Annotated in this window: 17 protein-coding genes; 6 read left to right on the top strand and 11 right to left on the bottom strand. The window is 70.3% G+C overall.

Annotation, left to right across the window (positions count from 1 at the left end; translation table 11 throughout):
• Positions 1-47 precede the first annotated feature (47 nt).
• Complete coding sequence (locus ASF23_RS16555; protein ID WP_055956300.1) at positions 48-902, top strand: SDR family oxidoreductase; 855 nt, start codon at positions 48-50, stop codon at positions 900-902.
• Positions 903-1,010: 108 nt separating this feature from the next.
• Here ASF23_RS16555 and ASF23_RS16560 read toward each other — a convergent pair whose 3' ends face one another.
• Both ASF23_RS16560 and ASF23_RS16565 read right to left on the bottom strand, forming a co-directional pair.
• Positions 1,011-1,421 carry a (R)-mandelonitrile lyase gene (locus tag ASF23_RS16560; RefSeq protein WP_055956303.1) on the bottom strand — a complete coding sequence of 137 codons (411 nt, stop codon included), beginning with the start codon at positions 1,419-1,421 and terminating at the stop codon, positions 1,011-1,013.
• A complete protein-coding gene (locus ASF23_RS16565; RefSeq protein ID WP_055956306.1) occupies positions 1,418-1,771 on the bottom strand; it encodes a carboxymuconolactone decarboxylase family protein in 354 nt (117 codons plus the stop codon). Before ASF23_RS16565 ends, ASF23_RS16560 begins: the two co-directional genes overlap by 4 nt.
• A gap of 137 nt (positions 1,772-1,908) precedes the next feature.
• Between ASF23_RS16565 and ASF23_RS16570 the strand changes: the two genes are divergently transcribed.
• Both ASF23_RS16570 and ASF23_RS16575 read left to right on the top strand, forming a co-directional pair.
• Positions 1,909-2,799, top strand: coding sequence for a helix-turn-helix transcriptional regulator (locus ASF23_RS16570; protein ID WP_055956309.1), 891 nt, complete (start codon positions 1,909-1,911; stop codon positions 2,797-2,799).
• A gap of 91 nt (positions 2,800-2,890) precedes the next feature.
• On the top strand, positions 2,891-4,099 hold the full coding sequence (locus tag ASF23_RS16575) for an MFS transporter (protein ID WP_055956598.1): 1,209 nt from the start codon (positions 2,891-2,893) through the stop codon (positions 4,097-4,099).
• Between the two features lie 42 nt (positions 4,100-4,141).
• On the opposite strand, the gene ASF23_RS16580 is transcribed toward ASF23_RS16575, so the two are convergent.
• From ASF23_RS16580 to ASF23_RS16590, 3 genes are read right to left on the bottom strand one after another with little or no spacing between them, the layout of a single operon-like run.
• Entirely contained in the window at positions 4,142-4,738 is a 597-nt protein-coding gene (locus ASF23_RS16580; RefSeq protein WP_055956312.1) for a hypothetical protein, read from the bottom strand.
• Complete coding sequence (locus ASF23_RS16585) at positions 4,735-6,630, bottom strand: alpha/beta hydrolase (RefSeq protein ID WP_156364589.1); 1,896 nt, start codon at positions 6,628-6,630, stop codon at positions 4,735-4,737. Before ASF23_RS16585 ends, ASF23_RS16580 begins: the two co-directional genes overlap by 4 nt.
• Positions 6,623-6,949 carry a DUF6507 family protein gene (locus ASF23_RS16590; protein ID WP_156364590.1) on the bottom strand — a complete coding sequence of 109 codons (327 nt, stop codon included), beginning with the start codon at positions 6,947-6,949 and terminating at the stop codon, positions 6,623-6,625. The genes ASF23_RS16585 and ASF23_RS16590 overlap by 8 nt, the downstream gene beginning before the upstream one ends.
• Before the next feature lie 203 nt (positions 6,950-7,152).
• Here ASF23_RS16590 and gap point away from each other — a divergent pair, with 203 nt between their 5' ends.
• Positions 7,153-8,205 carry a type I glyceraldehyde-3-phosphate dehydrogenase gene (gene gap, locus ASF23_RS16595; protein ID WP_055956322.1) on the top strand — a complete coding sequence of 351 codons (1,053 nt, stop codon included), beginning with the start codon at positions 7,153-7,155 and terminating at the stop codon, positions 8,203-8,205.
• 70 nt (positions 8,206-8,275) lie between these two features.
• On the opposite strand, the gene ASF23_RS16600 is transcribed toward gap, so the two are convergent.
• From ASF23_RS16600 to ASF23_RS16610, 3 genes are all read right to left on the bottom strand, one after another.
• Positions 8,276-8,935, bottom strand: a complete 660-nt coding sequence (locus ASF23_RS16600) for a TetR/AcrR family transcriptional regulator (RefSeq protein WP_055956325.1) — start codon at positions 8,933-8,935, stop codon at positions 8,276-8,278.
• Between the two features lie 166 nt (positions 8,936-9,101).
• A complete protein-coding gene (locus tag ASF23_RS16605; protein WP_055956328.1) occupies positions 9,102-10,319 on the bottom strand; it encodes an MFS transporter in 1,218 nt (405 codons plus the stop codon).
• A 125-nt stretch (positions 10,320-10,444) separates the two neighbouring features.
• The gene (locus tag ASF23_RS16610) at positions 10,445-10,867 is read right to left on the bottom strand and encodes a winged helix-turn-helix transcriptional regulator (RefSeq protein WP_055956600.1); all 423 of its coding nucleotides are present in this window, start codon (positions 10,865-10,867) and stop codon (positions 10,445-10,447) included.
• 108 nt (positions 10,868-10,975) lie between these two features.
• On the opposite strand from ASF23_RS16610, the gene ASF23_RS16615 reads away from it, so the two are divergent.
• Complete coding sequence (locus ASF23_RS16615) at positions 10,976-11,845, top strand: oxidoreductase (protein WP_055956331.1); 870 nt, start codon at positions 10,976-10,978, stop codon at positions 11,843-11,845.
• 27 nt (positions 11,846-11,872) lie between these two features.
• On the opposite strand, the gene ASF23_RS16620 is transcribed toward ASF23_RS16615, so the two are convergent.
• Together ASF23_RS16620 and ASF23_RS18455 are read right to left on the bottom strand one after the other, a co-directional pair.
• Positions 11,873-12,523: a hypothetical protein gene (locus ASF23_RS16620; protein ID WP_055956334.1), complete on the bottom strand. Its 651-nt coding sequence runs from the start codon at positions 12,521-12,523 to the stop codon at positions 11,873-11,875.
• A 228-nt stretch (positions 12,524-12,751) separates the two neighbouring features.
• Complete coding sequence (locus ASF23_RS18455; RefSeq protein ID WP_156364591.1) at positions 12,752-12,967, bottom strand: hypothetical protein; 216 nt, start codon at positions 12,965-12,967, stop codon at positions 12,752-12,754.
• A gap of 557 nt (positions 12,968-13,524) precedes the next feature.
• Here ASF23_RS18455 and ASF23_RS16630 point away from each other — a divergent pair.
• Positions 13,525-14,055, top strand: a complete 531-nt coding sequence (locus ASF23_RS16630) for a putative immunity protein (protein ID WP_055956341.1) — start codon at positions 13,525-13,527, stop codon at positions 14,053-14,055.
• A 60-nt stretch (positions 14,056-14,115) separates the two neighbouring features.
• Here ASF23_RS16630 and ASF23_RS16635 read toward each other — a convergent pair whose 3' ends face one another.
• The gene (locus ASF23_RS16635) at positions 14,116-15,210 is read right to left on the bottom strand and encodes a VanZ family protein (protein WP_055956344.1); all 1,095 of its coding nucleotides are present in this window, start codon (positions 15,208-15,210) and stop codon (positions 14,116-14,118) included.
• Positions 15,211-15,282 lie beyond the last annotated feature (72 nt).

The raw sequence follows: 15,282 nt of genomic DNA on the forward strand, positions 1-15,282 counted from the left end.
GACCTGGCCCACATGACGCGTAGTTCCTACGCGCATCGGAGTCCACCGTGTCCCTCTCCTCCACCAAGCCCACCCTCGTCATGGGCGCCCGCGGCAACGTCGGCAAGCTCGTCCTCGAGTCCCTGATCACTCATGGGATGCCGGTGCGTGCGTCGTCCCGCAAGCTCACCGCGGGCGACTTCCCGCCCGAGATCGACGCGGTCGCCGCAGACCTCACCGACCCGGACAGCCTCGCGGTCGCGTTCGAGGGCGTGGGGCAGGTGTTCCTCTACGCCAACCACGACGGCGTCGACGGCGTCATCGAGAGCGCCCGCACCGCCGGCGTCGACCGGCTCGTCCTGATGTCCTCGGGCAGCGTCGTCCACCCGACCTCGGCGGGCAATGCGATCACCGAGGAGCACCGCGAGGTCGAGGAGGCGTTCGCCGCCGCACCCGACCTGACCGTCGTGCCGATCCGACCGCTCGTGCTCGCCATGAACGCACTCGGCTGGGCGTGGCCCATCGCGGCCGGTCGCCCGGTCCCGCTGTACCGCCCGGACGCGATGACGGCGCCGATCCACGAGGCGGACATCGCCGCGGTGGTCGTCGCGGCGCTCCGGGGGAGTGACGACGTCAGCGACATGCTCACCGGCCCCGCGCGGACCAGTCAGCGCGAGCAGGTGGCGATGATCGGCCGGGCGATCGGTCAGGAGATCGCTGTCGTCGAGCAGTCGCGTCCCGAGGCGCTGGTGCACCTTTCCCGGTTCATGCCCGAGACCGAGGCCGCAGCGGTCCTGGCGTTCCTGGACGACGCCGAGGCCGGGAACTCACCGGCAACGGCGACCGTCGAGCAGGTCCTCGGTCGTCCTCCGGTCGGGTTCGACGTGTGGGCTGCGGACCACGCGGGCGACTTCCGGCGCTGACCGGCGCAGACGGGGGGGCGGCCTGCGGTGAGCGCAACCAGCTGACGGACTGGAGGGACGGTGCGGGCCCGCACCGCGCCTCCAGTCCGTCGGTCGGGACGCGGTCCGTCAGCTTCCGGCCGTGGGGTCGAACTGCTCGTCTGTGATGTGTTCCAGCCACGTCGTGGTGGTGGCAGGGTCGTCGCCGTTCTCGAGCATCGCGATGTGCTCCATGAAGCACCCGGGAGCAGCAGCGTGGAAGTGCTCCTGCCCGGGTGGGGTGTAGATCGTCTGGCCCGGATGGACGTCGATGACCTGCCCGTCGCGGGTGCCGAAGCGGCCGATGCCCGCCGTGACGCGGAGGTACTGCCCCTTCTCGTGCGAGTGCCACGCGGTCCGGGCTCCCGGGGCGAACCGCACGGTCGCGACGACCATGTGCTGCCCGTCCTCGTGGGGGAGTGCGATCGGGTCGAGCCAGACGTCGCCGGCGAACTGCTCGGGCGGGTTCTTCGTCGTGGGTGCTGCGGGTTCGATGTTCATGCCTGCTCTCCGTCGTCCGTGGTGAAGACCTGCTTGGCGACACCCATGGCGGCCATGCCGTTCGGCCATCCTGCGTAGAGCGTCACGTGGGTGATCGCCTCGATGAGTTCGTCCTGGGTGACGCCGTTCTCGACGGCGCGGCCGAGGTGGAACCGGAGCTGGTCGGTGTTCCCGCCGGCCGTGAGGACGGCGACGGTGATCAGGCTGCGGTCACGGGCGGACAGCTCGGGACGGTTCCAGACGTCCGCGAACAGGACGTCGTCGGTGAGTTCGGCGAGCTTCGGGGCGAAGTCGCCGAAGAGGTTCCGGCCGCCGCCGATCTGGCGGGGCTGATCGGGGTGCGTGGTCATAAGTTCCTTCGTGTTCGGTCATGCGTGGTGTCGGACACGTCCATTGCACTCCCTCCCGGTCGGGCGTGGGGAGCCCACGCCAGCCTCGTCACAGCAGGGCCTGTCTGGGCCGGACCCGGCGTCGTATCGTCGAATGCATGGTCAACCGAGCTGAGGTCCGCGAGTTCCTCGCGTCGCGCCGAGCACGGCTCACGCCCGAGACGGCGGGCGTCGTGAGCGCCGGTGGTCGGCGACGTGTGCCCGGACTCCGACGGGACGAGGTCGCGCGCCTGGCCGGCGTGAGCGTGGATTACTACACTCGGTTGGAGCGGGGGAACCTCGCCGGGGCGAGCGCCAGCGTCCTCGACGCCATAGCACGCGCCCTCGAGCTGGACCAGGCGGAACAGGAACACCTCCACGATCTCGCCCGCGCCGCTGCTCCCGCTCGGCGGAAGCCCGCAACGACGCCGATGCAGAAGATCGCGGCGTCTCCGGTGCAGCACATGCTCGACGCGATGACCGGTGCTCCGGCGATGGTCACGAACACCCGCATGGACCTCGTCGCGGCGAACGAGCTCGGCTTCGCGCTGTACTCGGAGATGTACCGCGGCTCACTCCGCCCCGCGAACCATTCCCGCTTCATCTTCCTGGACCCGCGCTCGCACGACTTCTACCCGGACTGGGAGCGGGCCGCGAACGTCAACGTGGCGATCCTCCGACGGGATGCAGGTCGCGATCCGTACGACACCGGCATCGCGGCTCTCGTCGGGGAGCTCTCCATCCGGAGCGACGAGTTCCGCGTGCGCTGGGCCGCTCACGACGTCCGACGGCACTACACCGGCGCGAAGTCGTTCCGCCACCCAGTCGTCGGGATGCTCGAGCTGAACTTCCAGGGCATGGAGCTGCAGGACGCTCCCGGCCACACGGTGACCGTGTACACCGCGGTCCCCGGCACCGGCACGGACGAGGGGCTCTCCCTGCTGGCGTCGTGGGCTGCGACCGAACGCATCGCGGACCGCGCCGTGCAGGCCGACGAGGTCCCGCGCTAGAACTCACCATCCGCCGGGTGCTCCCACCCTGCTCCACCGCGTGCCGTTCGTCGGCACCGCGGCGCTCGACCACGCCCGAGAGGACCCGCTGATGCCGACCGCTTCCACCCCCGTCTCCGCCGACACGTCCGCGACCACCGACGAACCGGCCGGGCTACCCCTGTTCTCGCTGGTCGTGCTCGCCGCGATGGGCTTCGTCCTCGTGGCCACCGAGACCATGCCCGCCGGGCTCCTGCCCCAGATCGCTGACGGGCTGCACACCGGCGAGGGAACCGTGGGCCTGCTGATCAGTGCCTACGCGCTCGGGACCGTCGTGGCGACCGTCCCCGCGATCACCCTCACCCGTGGCATGCCCCGCAAGCAGCTGCTCGTGTTGGGGATCGTGGGTCTCGTCGTCGCGACGGCGGTCACCGCTGCGTCCCCCGTGGTCTGGGTGGCGCTGCTGTCCCGGTTCGTCGCCGGCGCGTTCTCTGGCACCATCTGGGGCATGCTCGCCGCCTACGGTCGGCAGATCAGCCCCGCGGACCGCGCCGGTGTCGCGCTCTCGATCGTCTCGGCCGGCGCGCCCGTCGGCTTCGCGTTCGGCACGCCGCTCGGATCCTGGCTCGGCGCGACGTCGGGGTGGCGGTGGTCGTTCATCGGCCTCGCGGCAATCGGTGTGGTCGTGCTCGTCCTGGTGCTGCTGGTCGTGCCGAACGCCGCCCCGGCGCCTGCCGGAACGCGGCTGTCACTGGGCCGAGTGTTCCGCATCCCCGGCATCGCGGTGATCCTCGCCGTCATCGCGACGTGGATGATCGGCCACAACACGATCTACACGTACGCGTCGCCGTACCTCCGGGCAGGCGGGTCGGGACTCGGTGTCGACGTCATGCTGCTGGTCTACGGCGTGGCCTCGATCGGTGGCATCGTGGTCACTGGGGCGCTCCTCGACCGGCACCCGCGGCCGCTGCTGCACGGCAGCGTCCTGCTCTTCATCGTCGCTGGTGTGGTCCTGCTCCTCGGGCACGCCTCCGTCCCTGTGGTCGTCGTCGCGGCGGTCCTCTGGGGTCTCGCGTTCGGCGGCTCGTCCGCGCAGCTCCAGGCAGCACTCACCACCGCCGGTGGTGACAATGCCGACGTCGCCAACGCGTTCCTGCCGGTGGCGTTCAACATCGCCATCTTCCTTGCCGGCATCGTCGGCGCGGCACTGCTCGCGCAGACGACCGGACTCGTGCTGCCGGTCGTCATGATCGGCTTCGGGGTCGTCGCTTTCGCCCTGACCCTCCTCGGTCGGCGGAACGCGTTCCCGAAGACGCTCTAGGGGCAGGGATCGACGTCGCTTCGGACCGCGCCGTCCGCGAACTCAGGACGAGGACGGCGAGTCCGACGGCAGGCGCGTCGTGTTCTGGTGGTTGTACGCGTACTGCTCGTCGTTGAGCGCGTCCGCGTCACCAGGCTCGCACGGCGTCTGCGACTGCATGCTCGAACCGTAGTCAGTGATCCCGAGCTCGATGAAGAACCCGTCGTCGAACGTGCCGGCCGCCGGGTACCGGAGCTGAAGTCCCGGTGCGTCGCCGCCGATCTTCGTCCGCGTCGGTTTCCAGCCGTTGGCCTTCCACGCCGTCTCGATCTCGTCGATGATGCGCTCGCGGTCCCCCGGGCTCGCACCTGGCCCGAGCCGTGTGATGCCCCACTGCGCGCCCGATGAGCCGCATGCGGTTGCGCCGGTGTCTGACGCTTCCCACTCGCCTCCGACCATCGCCTGGGTCGATTCGACCTTCTGGTTGAGGTCGTCCCAGGCGGACTTGGCACCCGATGCGGCTCCCGTGGAACCGGAGGGCGTGGACGATCGGGACATGGTCGGCTCCTGGTTCGGTTGGCTGTTCGAGCATGCGGTGAGCGCGAGCATCGACGACCCGACGGCGAAGAGGACAAGCGCGGTCCGCGCTGACGTTCTCATGGGATCCGTTCTCCGCCCGGTGTGTACCCGAGGGTGGTGTACGCAGTGTTCCGAAGTGACGAGGTCCCGTAGTCCAGGTATCCGTTGTCGGACTTGTCCTGGTGTGAGAGTGCGGCGTCGGTGGCTGGCGTCGCGGAGTGTCCGTCGGAGCCAGGGTAATCGACGCCGTCGATGCGCTCCTCGTTCGAGGAGAACGTCCGCGCTCCCCAGTCGGCGTCAGCGGGGTTCAGCGGATGGGCGCTCCAGAAGTCGAGGACGGTCGATCGGGTCGGCGATGGCCCACCCGTGCTCGGCTGGACCTCGTGACCGAACGGCAGCGCGGTCTCGATCGACCCGCGTCCGATGTTCGCGATGTAGTCGGCCTTCGACTGGCTCGTCCAGACGTGGCCGACGGGGACATCGAGGGCAGTAGCGTTCGGCACACTCGAGTCGATGCCGGCGGACGCGAGCAGGGTGACGTTCGACACCGGGGTCTTGGTCGTGGCGAGAGTTGCCGTCGTGGTGCCGTAGGAGTGCCCGACGACGGAGAGGTTCTCGCCGCCGGACCAGGAGCGCGTGTCGGAGACGCCGGAGAGGAAGTCGCTGAGGTTCGCGGCGCCGGCCTTGGCCTTCGTCGAGGAGAGCACCTGCGCGCTCGGCGGCATGTCGGGGGTGTCGTAGCCCATCCAGGCAACGGTCGCCACGTTGACGTCGACGTGAATCCTCCTTGCCGCGGTGCGCTGCGCGTCATACAAGTTCTGGGCGCCTCCGGTCCAGCCGCGCATGCTGTCGGCGACGGTGTTGCCCATGCCCGGCACGTCGACCGTGACGCGGGACGCGGTGTCCATGTCGCCGATGGCGATCGCGGCGAGCGGCGGGTGTCCGAGGGTCAGTGACACGACCGTCCGAGGCGCCAGCGGCGATCCGTCGTGCAGGGCCTTCTGCACCGAGGTGAGCGCACCGATCTCGGACGCCAGCCGCGCGTACTCGGCGTTCTCGGTCGTGCTGAGTTGTTCACCACGGCCGATCCGCGCCGAGAGGGTCTCGTACCGAGAGCGTGCCTTCGGCAGCTCGACGTCGATCGTGTGCTGGTTCGCACGGCCGCGGTCGGCGTAGAGCACGCCGTCGAGGTTGCCGACGATGGTCGATGCGCCGAGCACGAGTGCGCTCCGCTCGTCGGCGCCGAGTCCGTCCCACCACCCGCGGACGGCGGACGCATCCGGTGGATCATCGATGAGCCGCTGTCGTTCTGCCGGGTGGTCGCGCAGCCAGCGTTCGACCGCCGGGCGCCCCTGAGCGGCGAGCTCTGCGAGGAGGGGCAGCCGCGCGGCGTCCTGGAACCCGCGGACGGCCGCGCTGAAGTCGACGGGTGCCAGGAGCAGCGGTGAGAACCCACCGGCGAGCATCGGGCCGGTCAGGGGATCGCCTGCCGTGTGGCTCTGCAATGTCTCAGTCAGATCGTTCTGGGCCGTCTGCCAGCGGGTCGCGAGTCGGTCTGCACGATCGTGCAGATCGTCGTTCTGGGGTTCGTACTCGGGCGGTACCGTGCCGTCGACGGACTTCGACACGACGCGGCTCCGGAGTTCCTCGACGTCGGCGAGCAGCGCCGCGCGGGAACGCTTCAGCGTGGTGAGCTCATCGGCGAACGTGTCGAGTGCGCCCGCGACTGCCGAGCCGACGTGCGCGAGCGTTGCCGTGCGCCGCGACAGCGGGTGCAGTGCCTTCGGGAGTGCATCGGTCGCGCCCGGCGAATCCAGCACGCCGCCGATCCCGCTCCAGGCCCGTACGGCGTCCTGACCGGCGCGCTCCATGTCGGCCGTCGAGTCCCGCAGCGACTGCGCCGCACCGGACACGGCGTCGGACGACGCATCGATCCGCGGCAGATCGGAGGTGTCGATGAGTCGCTCAGCCACGGGGGCCGTCCGTCCCACCGGCCGCGTCGGATGTCGTTGCCGCCATCGTCGCATCTCCTTCGGCGAATGCGCTCATCGCCCCGCTCGCGGCGGTCAGCGCCCTCGACACCACTGCGACCGCGGCGTGTCCATCGTCCTGGTGGTCGTGCGCGAACGAGGACGCAGCTCCATCTGCCGTCGTGGTCCCGAGTGCCTGGACCATGTCGCCGAGCGCCGTCGACAGCCGCGACGCCGCCGACTGCACCTGCCCACCGGCATCGGCCGTCGTGGTCACGACATCCTGCGCTCCGGTCACGTCGACCTTCCACCCCTGTGTCACGAGTTCCCCCTTCGTGTGCACTCCAGCATAGGCATCGTCCGTCTCAGCTGCTCCGGGAGCCCACATGTCCCCGGGTGGGCGCAGTCCCGACGGGACGCGACCGCGAGCAGCACTGGCCGGAATCTTCCGGACCCTGGCTGTCCTGCCACTGGAGCCGTGCCTCCAGGCCGATGAGCATGGATTCCGGAACGAAAGGAACCTCCATGACTCGCATCGGCATCAACGGGTTCGGCCGCATCGGCCGCAACACCCTCCGCGCCCTCCTGGCACGGCAACACGCAGCAACGAACGGCAGCGCGCACGACCTCGAGGTCGTCGCCGTCAACGACCTCACCGCACCCGCGACGCTCGCCCACCTCTTCCGCTACGACTCCGCCATGGGTCCGTTCGACGGCACGGTCGAGGTGGACGGCGACACCCTCGTGATCAACGGGCAGCGCATCCGCGTCCTCGCCGAGCGCGACCCGTCGGCCCTGCCGTGGGGGGACCTCGGCGTCGAGGTCGTCCTCGAGTCGACGGGGCGGTTCGCCTCCCGGGAGGCCGCAGCGCAGCACCTCGACGCGGGCGCGCAGCGGGTCCTCGTCAGCGCGCCTGCGGCGGGCGCTGACGTCACGCTCGCGTACGGGGTGAACACCGAGGCGTTCGACCCCGCCGCGCATACCGTCGTGTCGAACGCGTCCTGCACGACGAACGCGCTGGCCCCCCTCGCGTCGGTGCTCGACGACCTCGCGGGCATCGAGCACGCCTTCTTGACGACGGTGCACGCCTACACGCAGGAGCAGAACCTGCAGGACGGGCCGCACCGCGACCTCCGACGCGCTCGTGCCGCCGGGGTGAACATCGTGCCGACGACGACCGGTGCCGCGAAGGCGATCGGGCTCGTGCTGCCGCGACTCGACGGCAAGCTGTCCGGCGACGCGATCCGGGTGCCGGTGCCGGTCGGGTCGATCGTGGAGCTGAACACCGTCGTGTCGCGGGACGTCACCGTCGACGAGGTGAACGACGCCTACCGGACGGCGGCCGGGGGAGCGCTCGCCGGGGTGCTCGCGTTCACGGCGGACCCGCTCGTGTCGACGGACATCACCGGGCGGCCGGAGTCGGCGGTGTTCGACTCGCTGCTGACGCGGGTGGATGGCGAGGGCGTCGACGGCGGGCGGCACGTCAAGGTGGTCGCCTGGTACGACAACGAGTGGGGGTTCTCGAACCGGGTGGTGGACACGCTGGGGCTGTTGGCGGGCGCCGGCGGCGCGCGGTAGACCCGAACCACTGACGGACGGGAGGGACGGTGCGGGCTGGCACCGTGCCTCCAGTCCGAATGCGGTCCGGTCACTCGACCGGGTGGTCGACCTCGTGCCGGAAGATGCCCTGCAGCACGTCCATGGTGATGGGCTCGCCGGGCAGTGGGTTGCGGGTGCCGTCGGCGCGGAGTCCGTCGAGCAGGATGCCGACCTGACGGCCGATGATGCGGCCGGCGTCGTCGGGCGGGAGGTTCGAGTAGCTGCCGATGCGGAACGCGGCGAAGGTCACGTCGTTCGCGGTGACGTCAGCGCGGAGTGCACCCTCGGCCTGTGCTGCGCCGATCAACGCGTCGAGCTGGTCGTTCCACCTCGAGGTGAACTGGTCGCTGTTCTCGAGTGCGACCATCTTCCGGTTCAGGCGGGGGATCGCGGGGTGCTCCTGGAGGACGTCGATGATCCCCATCACCAAGGCGACGACGGCCTCCCACGCGGTCGGCCGTGCTGCGACCAGGCCCTCCACCCGGGCGAAGTGGGTCAGGAGCCGGGCGTGGAGCTCACGGATGACGTCGTCGACGCTCGCGTACCGGCGGTAGAGCGTGGCGATCCCGACGCCGGCGAGCTGGGCCAGCTGCACCATCGTCGGGTCGGTGTCCTTGACGGCGTAGTGCGCCTCGGCTGCGGCGAGGATCGCCTGGCGGCTGCGCTGCACTTCGACGCGTTCAGCCCGCACGCGATGGACCTCCGACATGCGAGAAACCTAACCTGTTCTTAGGTGGAGATACCATTCCACTTAGGAGTACTGTGGCCGGGCGGCACCCGAGGGCGTCTGCTTCGAGACCCGAACTCGAGGCAGGCGCCCTCTCTCGTGCGCGGGATCATGCTTGTCAGGGTGACCTCGGATGAGGTCCGCACCGTCAGGCGAGCTCGTCCTCGACGAAGACCGGCCGCGCGAGGGTGATCGCCGGGAACGTCGCGAGGAGCGCGATCGCGAGCAGGAACAGCAGCGGCAGGGTCCACCCCTGCGTGACGTCATGGAGCAGCCCGACGACCAGCGGGCCGAGTGCACCGAGCGCGTAGGCGATCCCCTGCGCGAACCCACTGGGGGCGACGGTGCCGGCGGCGGTGCGGGTGCGGTCGTTGATGAGGACGAGGCAGACCGGGAACAGGATCGACCCGAGGCCGATGAGCAGCACCCAGAGCACGGTCAGCGGCGCGGGCGCGAGCAGGAGACCGAGGTAGCCGAGCACGAAGCTCGCGACACCAGCAGTGATCAGCCATCCGGCGTTCCGGAGTCGAGCGACGAGGAGGGGTGCGAGGAGCGCGCCGGGAACGCTGACGAGGCCGGTCACGGCGAGCAGCACCCCGCCCTCCGTCGGTGTCGATCCGGCGACGTCGCCGAGCATCTCGGGCAGCCAGGCGAAGCTCGCGTAGGTGAGGATCGTGCTCGTGGAGAACGTGAGGGTGATCGACAGGGCGACGCGGGACCGCCACAGGCCGGCGACGAGCGCTGGGATCGGAGCGTCGACGACGACGGTGTCCGAGAGTCGCTGACGTCGCTCCCGCACGAGGACGAGCAGCCAGGGGACGAGTGCCGACAGCGAAGCGATCGACCAGATGCCGAGGGAGACGCGCCAGCCGGCCTGATCGGCCACCGGCGCAGCGAGGGCGGCCGGGACAGCGGTGCTCACGCCGACGATGCAGGCGTAGATCGCGGTCATCAGGGGGACGCGGTCGGGGAAGTACCGACGGACGATGGACGGCAGGAGCACGTTGCCCACACCGGTCCCGGCGAACGCGACGATGCTGCCGACGAGGAGCGCCGCCAGTCCCGGCGCGAGCGCCCGGAGCACCTGACCCACGGTCATGAGCACCATGGCGAGGACGATGCCGCGGTCGAGTCCGATCCCGCGGGCGATGCGCGGCGCGACGAACCCGGAGGCGGCGAAGAGGAGGGGCGGCAGGGTTCCGAGCCACCCGATGTCGAGATCGGAGAGGGGGATGTCCGCCCGGACGTCTCCGAGGATCGGTGACAGGGCGGCGACGGCCTGACGCAGGGAGAAGGCGACGAGCACGACCCCCACCACCACGGAGGTGCGCCCAGCCCAGAGGGGGAGTGAGCGATCGTCGGACATCCCGCAAGCCTAGGGTCGCGTTGCCGACAGCGCTGCCGACCGCACGGACTGGAGGGACGGTGCGGGCTGGTACCGCGCCTCCAGTCCGACAGTCGGCGAAGCCGGCACCCGCTTCGGTCGCCGCCTCAGCGGCGCGCGTCGAACTGTGCCTGGTTCGTGGAGACGGCGTCGCGGTGGGTCTCGGCCCAGCGTTTGAGCTGCCGGACCGTCTGATGCAGGGAGAGACCGAGCTCGGTGAGTTCGTAGGTGACGGTCACGGGCACGGTCGGGGTCGCCGTCCGGTCGAGCAGACCGTCGCGTTCCAGGGACTTCAGTGTCTGCGACAACATCTTCGGGCTCACGCCGGCCAGGACCCTGGCGAGCTCGGAGTACCGCATCGGGCGAGGATCACCGTCGCAGTCGGGGCCGCTGCCCAGGGCCGACAACACCAGGGTCACCCACTTGCCGGACACCTGCGCCAGCAACTTCTGACTCGGGCACACGGCAAGGAACGCGTTGTACTGCGTCTTCGCGGCAGCCTTCTTCTCCGCCGCTGTGGTCGTTGCCATCATCGCCTCCTCGGGTATCAACGCACTTCTGTGTAACTCCTTCCGAACAGGAAGTCGCTGCTCCACTGTGGACTGCACCACGTCCACACGCAACCGGAAGGCACACTCATGAACACCACCACCGAACTCCCCGGCGGCACCTGGACCCTCGGCGACCGTCCCGTCGCTCGATTCGGGTACGGCGGCATGCAGCTCGCCGGGCCAGGGGTCATGGGTCCGCCGAAGGACCGGGATGCCGCGATCGCCGTGCTCCGCGCGGCCGTGGCGAGCGGCATCACGCACATCGACACCGCCGAGACCTACGGTCCCGGCGTCGTCAACGACCTCATCCGCGAGGCGTTGCAGCCCTATCCGCACGATCTGCTCATCGCGACCAAGGCCGGCGGGCGCCGCGACGCGAACGGCGGATGGCCCGCTGCCCGCACGCCGGACGAACTCCGCGCCCAGATCGACGACAACCTCGAGACACTCGGTGTGGACACGCTCGACCTGGTGCACCTCCGGCTCGGCGATGCGAACGGCCCGGTCCCCGAACGGATCGACGAAGCCTTCGAGACGCTCGTGAGCCTGCAGCGGCAGGGCGCCATCCGCCACCTGGGTGTCAGCAACGCGACTGCCGAGCAGGTGGCGCAGGCGCGGGCGATCGCTCCGATCGTGTCGGTCCAGAACGGGTACAACCTCGTCAACCGCGGGGATGACGAGCTCATCGACGCTCTGGCCGGTGACGGTGTGGCGTACATCCCGTTCTTCCCCCTGGGCGGGTTCACCCCGCTCCAGTCCGACGCACTCAGTGCCGTGGCTGCCCGACTCGCGGCGTCTCCGATGTCCGTCGCGCTGGCGTGGCTGCTGCGCCGTTCAGCGAACATCCTCCTGATCCCCGGGACGTCGTCGATGGCACATCTGCGGGAGAACATCTCCGGCGCAGCCCTCACCCTCTCCGACGGCGACCTCGCCGAGCTCGACCGGATCTCCGGCTGAGGTCGGCGCGCTGACCGCGCTGTCGGGTCAGCCCGGTTGGTTTTGTCCTGGTCGCCCTGTAACCATGTCAGCAAGTGTCTGCGTCCAGAGATGCCCGGGATGCGCCATGGCCAGAGCGTCGCGCAGCCACTGCCGCGCCAGCGTGGACAGGAGTGGCAGGCAGGCGTCGAAGTCGAGCTGGTCCTGCGGGCGCAGGCCAGGCACCTTGTGCAGGAGCTGGACCTCCGGCCGCAGGTACTCGATGCCGTCTCGTTCCCAGAGGATCTCGGCGATGGGCAGGGTGATCCGGGCGTCGCGTTTGTAGGTCCAGGTGTCGTCGGCGACGTCCATGAGGATGACGTCGTACTCCCAGGGTTCGGACCCGCTCGGCCGCAGCCAGAGGTTGCCGCAGGTCGCCGACAGGGACGGTTCGTCGCCGGCGAGGGGGTGGAGCGAACCTCGGTCGGCGGCCCAGACGTCGAGGACCCTGTCGAGGTGCTGTCGGAGCGCGGGGACGTCCGTGCGCGGGATGCTTGGGTCGATGTCCCCGTGCGGTCGATGGACACCGGTGAACGCCTCGATCGCCCATCCGCCGGCGATCCACCAGCGGCCGGGGTACCCGGTCATGAGCCGTGCGACGTCATCCGGCGTGCGCGGTGCCCAGGGTCCGTAGAGCCGCACCAGTTCGTCGTGGTCCACGAGCAGCAGGGTAGGCGGTCGGCGCCGCTGCGGTTCGTCAAGGCCAGGCGTTCAGAGCGAGACCCAGAAGTTTGAGGACGACCAGCACGACCGGGCGGACGAGCCAGGTCCAGATCCACCGCAAGGGCTGCGGGAGCCACATCGGCTGCTCGTAGGCGCGGCGCTTCGCGGTGCGTTCGCGGCGGGTCAGGGGTCGTGCTCTGCGGCGGGCAGAGGGGGTTCGGTCGGTCAAGGACGACGAGCCCCGTGAGCGTGGGTCTCGACCTTGCTGTACGCGGCCGCGAACCACACGACACTCGAGTCCCCGGATGTCGGCCCGATCGTGATCGAGTCGCTCGAGGTCGTGACGTACAGGTCCTCGTCGTGCCCACATTGCACGGTACGAGCCACGAGCTGTCTGCCGGTCTCATGTCCAGTGGACACCCCGCCGGCCCAGACAGCCATGTCGACCGTTCCGTGACCTTCGCACGCGATCGAAACCCGGATCCGTTCCCCCCGCAGACTTTCCTCCCCACCGATCGAGAGTCGACTGGAAGTGTCGTTCGAACCGGTGCCGTTCGCCAACAGCCCGGGCTGACCCGCCCATCGGTCCTGCACATCCCGCGTCCAGTGCTCGGACGTCTGAGCGTCCTCGTCGGCGTCCTGGCCGCCGGAGCATGCGGTCAGCGACACGACGGCGATGAGCGCGAGGCCGATGACACGGCCCCCACAGAGAACACGGCCGTGACGGCGAGGAGAGGACGGAAGCATTTCGTGGACAGTGTCGCGCAAGCGGGATCGGGCCGCATCCTCCCGTTCGTGGGCCGCATCCACGGCTGCGTCACCTGCGGTGCGGCTCAGGACCCGATGACGCCCGTCGCCACGGCGATCGCCACGCCGGCGCCGGCGAGCACCGCCACGAGACCACCGATGATCGCCGCGAGCCGCTGGTTCTTGTCCATCCCCATGCTCCGAGTGTGGCAGACCGGGCCTCGCCCGAGCTCGCGTGCGAGGCTGCATGCATGGTCTCGCCGCAGTCGCTGAGTGAGGACGATCGTCGTGTCGTCGCCGTGTGGGCTGCGGACTGCGCGGAACGTGTCCTGCCGCTGTTCGAGGCAGAGGCGCCGGACGACGATCGTGCGCGCGACGGGATCGCGCGTACCCGAGCTTTCGCCCGCGGGGACCTCGACGCGGCGGGCGAGATCCGTCGGCGCTTCGCCGCAGGTCGGGCTGCCGCATCCGCGACCTCCCCGGGAGCGAAGGCGGCAGCCCGCGCAGCTGGGCAGGCTTCCGGTGTGGCGCACATGGGCGCGCACGCACTCGGCGCTGCCGCGTACGCCGCGCGAGCCGCCGAGCTGGCTGCCCCGGGGAGTGGCGCGGCCGAGATCGCTCGGCAGATCGAGTCGATGAGCGAGCCGGTCCGAACGGCGCTGCGCCGGTTGCCGCTGCTCGGGGAGGACTCGTCCGGACCCCTCGGCCCGGGCCTCCTGGCCTCCGGTGCCCTCGGGGACATCATCCGGACCATCCAGACAGCCCTCGCACGGTCCGACTGATCGGCGAGCCGGCGGGTCGACGACGATCGGTGTGCTGACAGACCGCGCCCCGCCCTCACGTCAGCGGGCGGCGTCCTTGAGCGCCGGGGCTCGATCGTCCCCGATGCTGATCCCCGCCAGTCCTGCGGCGAACCCACGCCGGTCGGACCACAGGAAGACACCGACGAGGGCTCCGACGACGAGGAGACCGGCGATGAGCGCTGCGCCGGGCACATCGATCGCGTTGAGCACCGACCAGCCTCCGACACCGAGCGCCCACCGTGCGACCAGCTGCAGGAAGCGCGGACGCGCGGTCGGGGCGATCCGGACGACCCGCTCTCCGAGTGTCCTCCCGCTGGTGAGCAGCGCCGCGAGCATCGCCACGGCTGGGAGGAGCGACACGAGTGTCAGGAGCCAGGGCGGCACCGACGCCTCCCGTCCGGCGGTCACGAACGTCACGATCGCCACGGACGTCGCGAGGACGAGCTGCGCGATCCCGACGAGGAGCACGTCGCACACCATCCCGAGCAGTCGACGTCCGACCGTCACGGCCCGGGGTTGCTCGGGACCGCGGTCCTCCCGACGCTGCCCCGGGACCAGCCGCAGCAGGGGAGCGACACACGCGCCGAGGAACGCGCCGACGGTGTTCGCCAGGAGGTCGTCGACGTCGAACAACCGGTAGGAGCACGGGTACAGGAACCAGTCGCCGGTGAGCTGGGTGAACTCCACCAACCCCGAGACCAGCAGCCCGGCCACCGTCCCGAGCAGCACACCGCGCACCGCGTGTCCGCGCGCCAGGAAGTACCGGACGAACATCCCGAGCGGGACGAACAGCACGACGTTGAACAGGACCTGCGCCGCCGCCGGGTTGCGGAGCACACCGGTCACGCCGCCCAGCCCGCCAGTCCGTCGGATGTCGTCGACGAACGTGAACAGCCGCAGCTGCGCGTGCGTCCCGCCCTGCGTGCAGAGGGCGGCGGTGTCCGCCGGGAGCGGCAGCAACGTGTACGAGACGATCGCCAGCGCGTACACGACCGCTGCGGCGGCGATCACGGTCACGCCGACGCCGAGGACACCGCGCCGTCGGTACTGCACCGCGGCCCACGGCACCAGACCGGCGAGCACGACGACCACACCGAACACCACGGCGATCACGGCCGGCATGACAGTCCCCATGTCGGAACCCTAGGCCAGCGGCGCCGCGACGACGTTGCCGACGTGCGCGGTGCGGGACAACGTCCTGACGGA

The organism is Curtobacterium sp. Leaf261, from assembly GCF_001422205.1.
Lineage (GTDB): Bacteria > Actinomycetota > Actinomycetes > Actinomycetales > Microbacteriaceae > Curtobacterium.

Coding starts and splice junctions, on each gene's coding strand:
- ASF23_RS16560 (WP_055956303.1), bottom strand. CDS start 1,421: ATGAACATCGAACCCGCAGCACCCACGACGAAGAACCCGCCCGAGCAG.
- ASF23_RS16565 (WP_055956306.1), bottom strand. CDS start 1,771: ATGACCACGCACCCCGATCAGCCCCGCCAGATCGGCGGCGGCCGGAAC.
- ASF23_RS16570 (WP_055956309.1), top strand. CDS start 1,909: ATGGTCAACCGAGCTGAGGTCCGCGAGTTCCTCGCGTCGCGCCGAGCA.
- ASF23_RS16575 (WP_055956598.1), top strand. CDS start 2,891: ATGCCGACCGCTTCCACCCCCGTCTCCGCCGACACGTCCGCGACCACC.
- ASF23_RS16580 (WP_055956312.1), bottom strand. CDS start 4,738: ATGAGAACGTCAGCGCGGACCGCGCTTGTCCTCTTCGCCGTCGGGTCG.
- gap (WP_055956322.1), top strand. CDS start 7,153: ATGACTCGCATCGGCATCAACGGGTTCGGCCGCATCGGCCGCAACACC.
- ASF23_RS16600 (WP_055956325.1), bottom strand. CDS start 8,935: ATGTCGGAGGTCCATCGCGTGCGGGCTGAACGCGTCGAAGTGCAGCGC.
- ASF23_RS16605 (WP_055956328.1), bottom strand. CDS start 10,319: ATGTCCGACGATCGCTCACTCCCCCTCTGGGCTGGGCGCACCTCCGTG.
- ASF23_RS16610 (WP_055956600.1), bottom strand. CDS start 10,867: ATGGCAACGACCACAGCGGCGGAGAAGAAGGCTGCCGCGAAGACGCAG.
- ASF23_RS16615 (WP_055956331.1), top strand. CDS start 10,976: ATGAACACCACCACCGAACTCCCCGGCGGCACCTGGACCCTCGGCGAC.
- ASF23_RS18455 (WP_156364591.1), bottom strand. CDS start 12,967: ATGGCTGTCTGGGCCGGCGGGGTGTCCACTGGACATGAGACCGGCAGA.
- ASF23_RS16630 (WP_055956341.1), top strand. CDS start 13,525: ATGGTCTCGCCGCAGTCGCTGAGTGAGGACGATCGTCGTGTCGTCGCC.
- ASF23_RS16635 (WP_055956344.1), bottom strand. CDS start 15,210: ATGGGGACTGTCATGCCGGCCGTGATCGCCGTGGTGTTCGGTGTGGTC.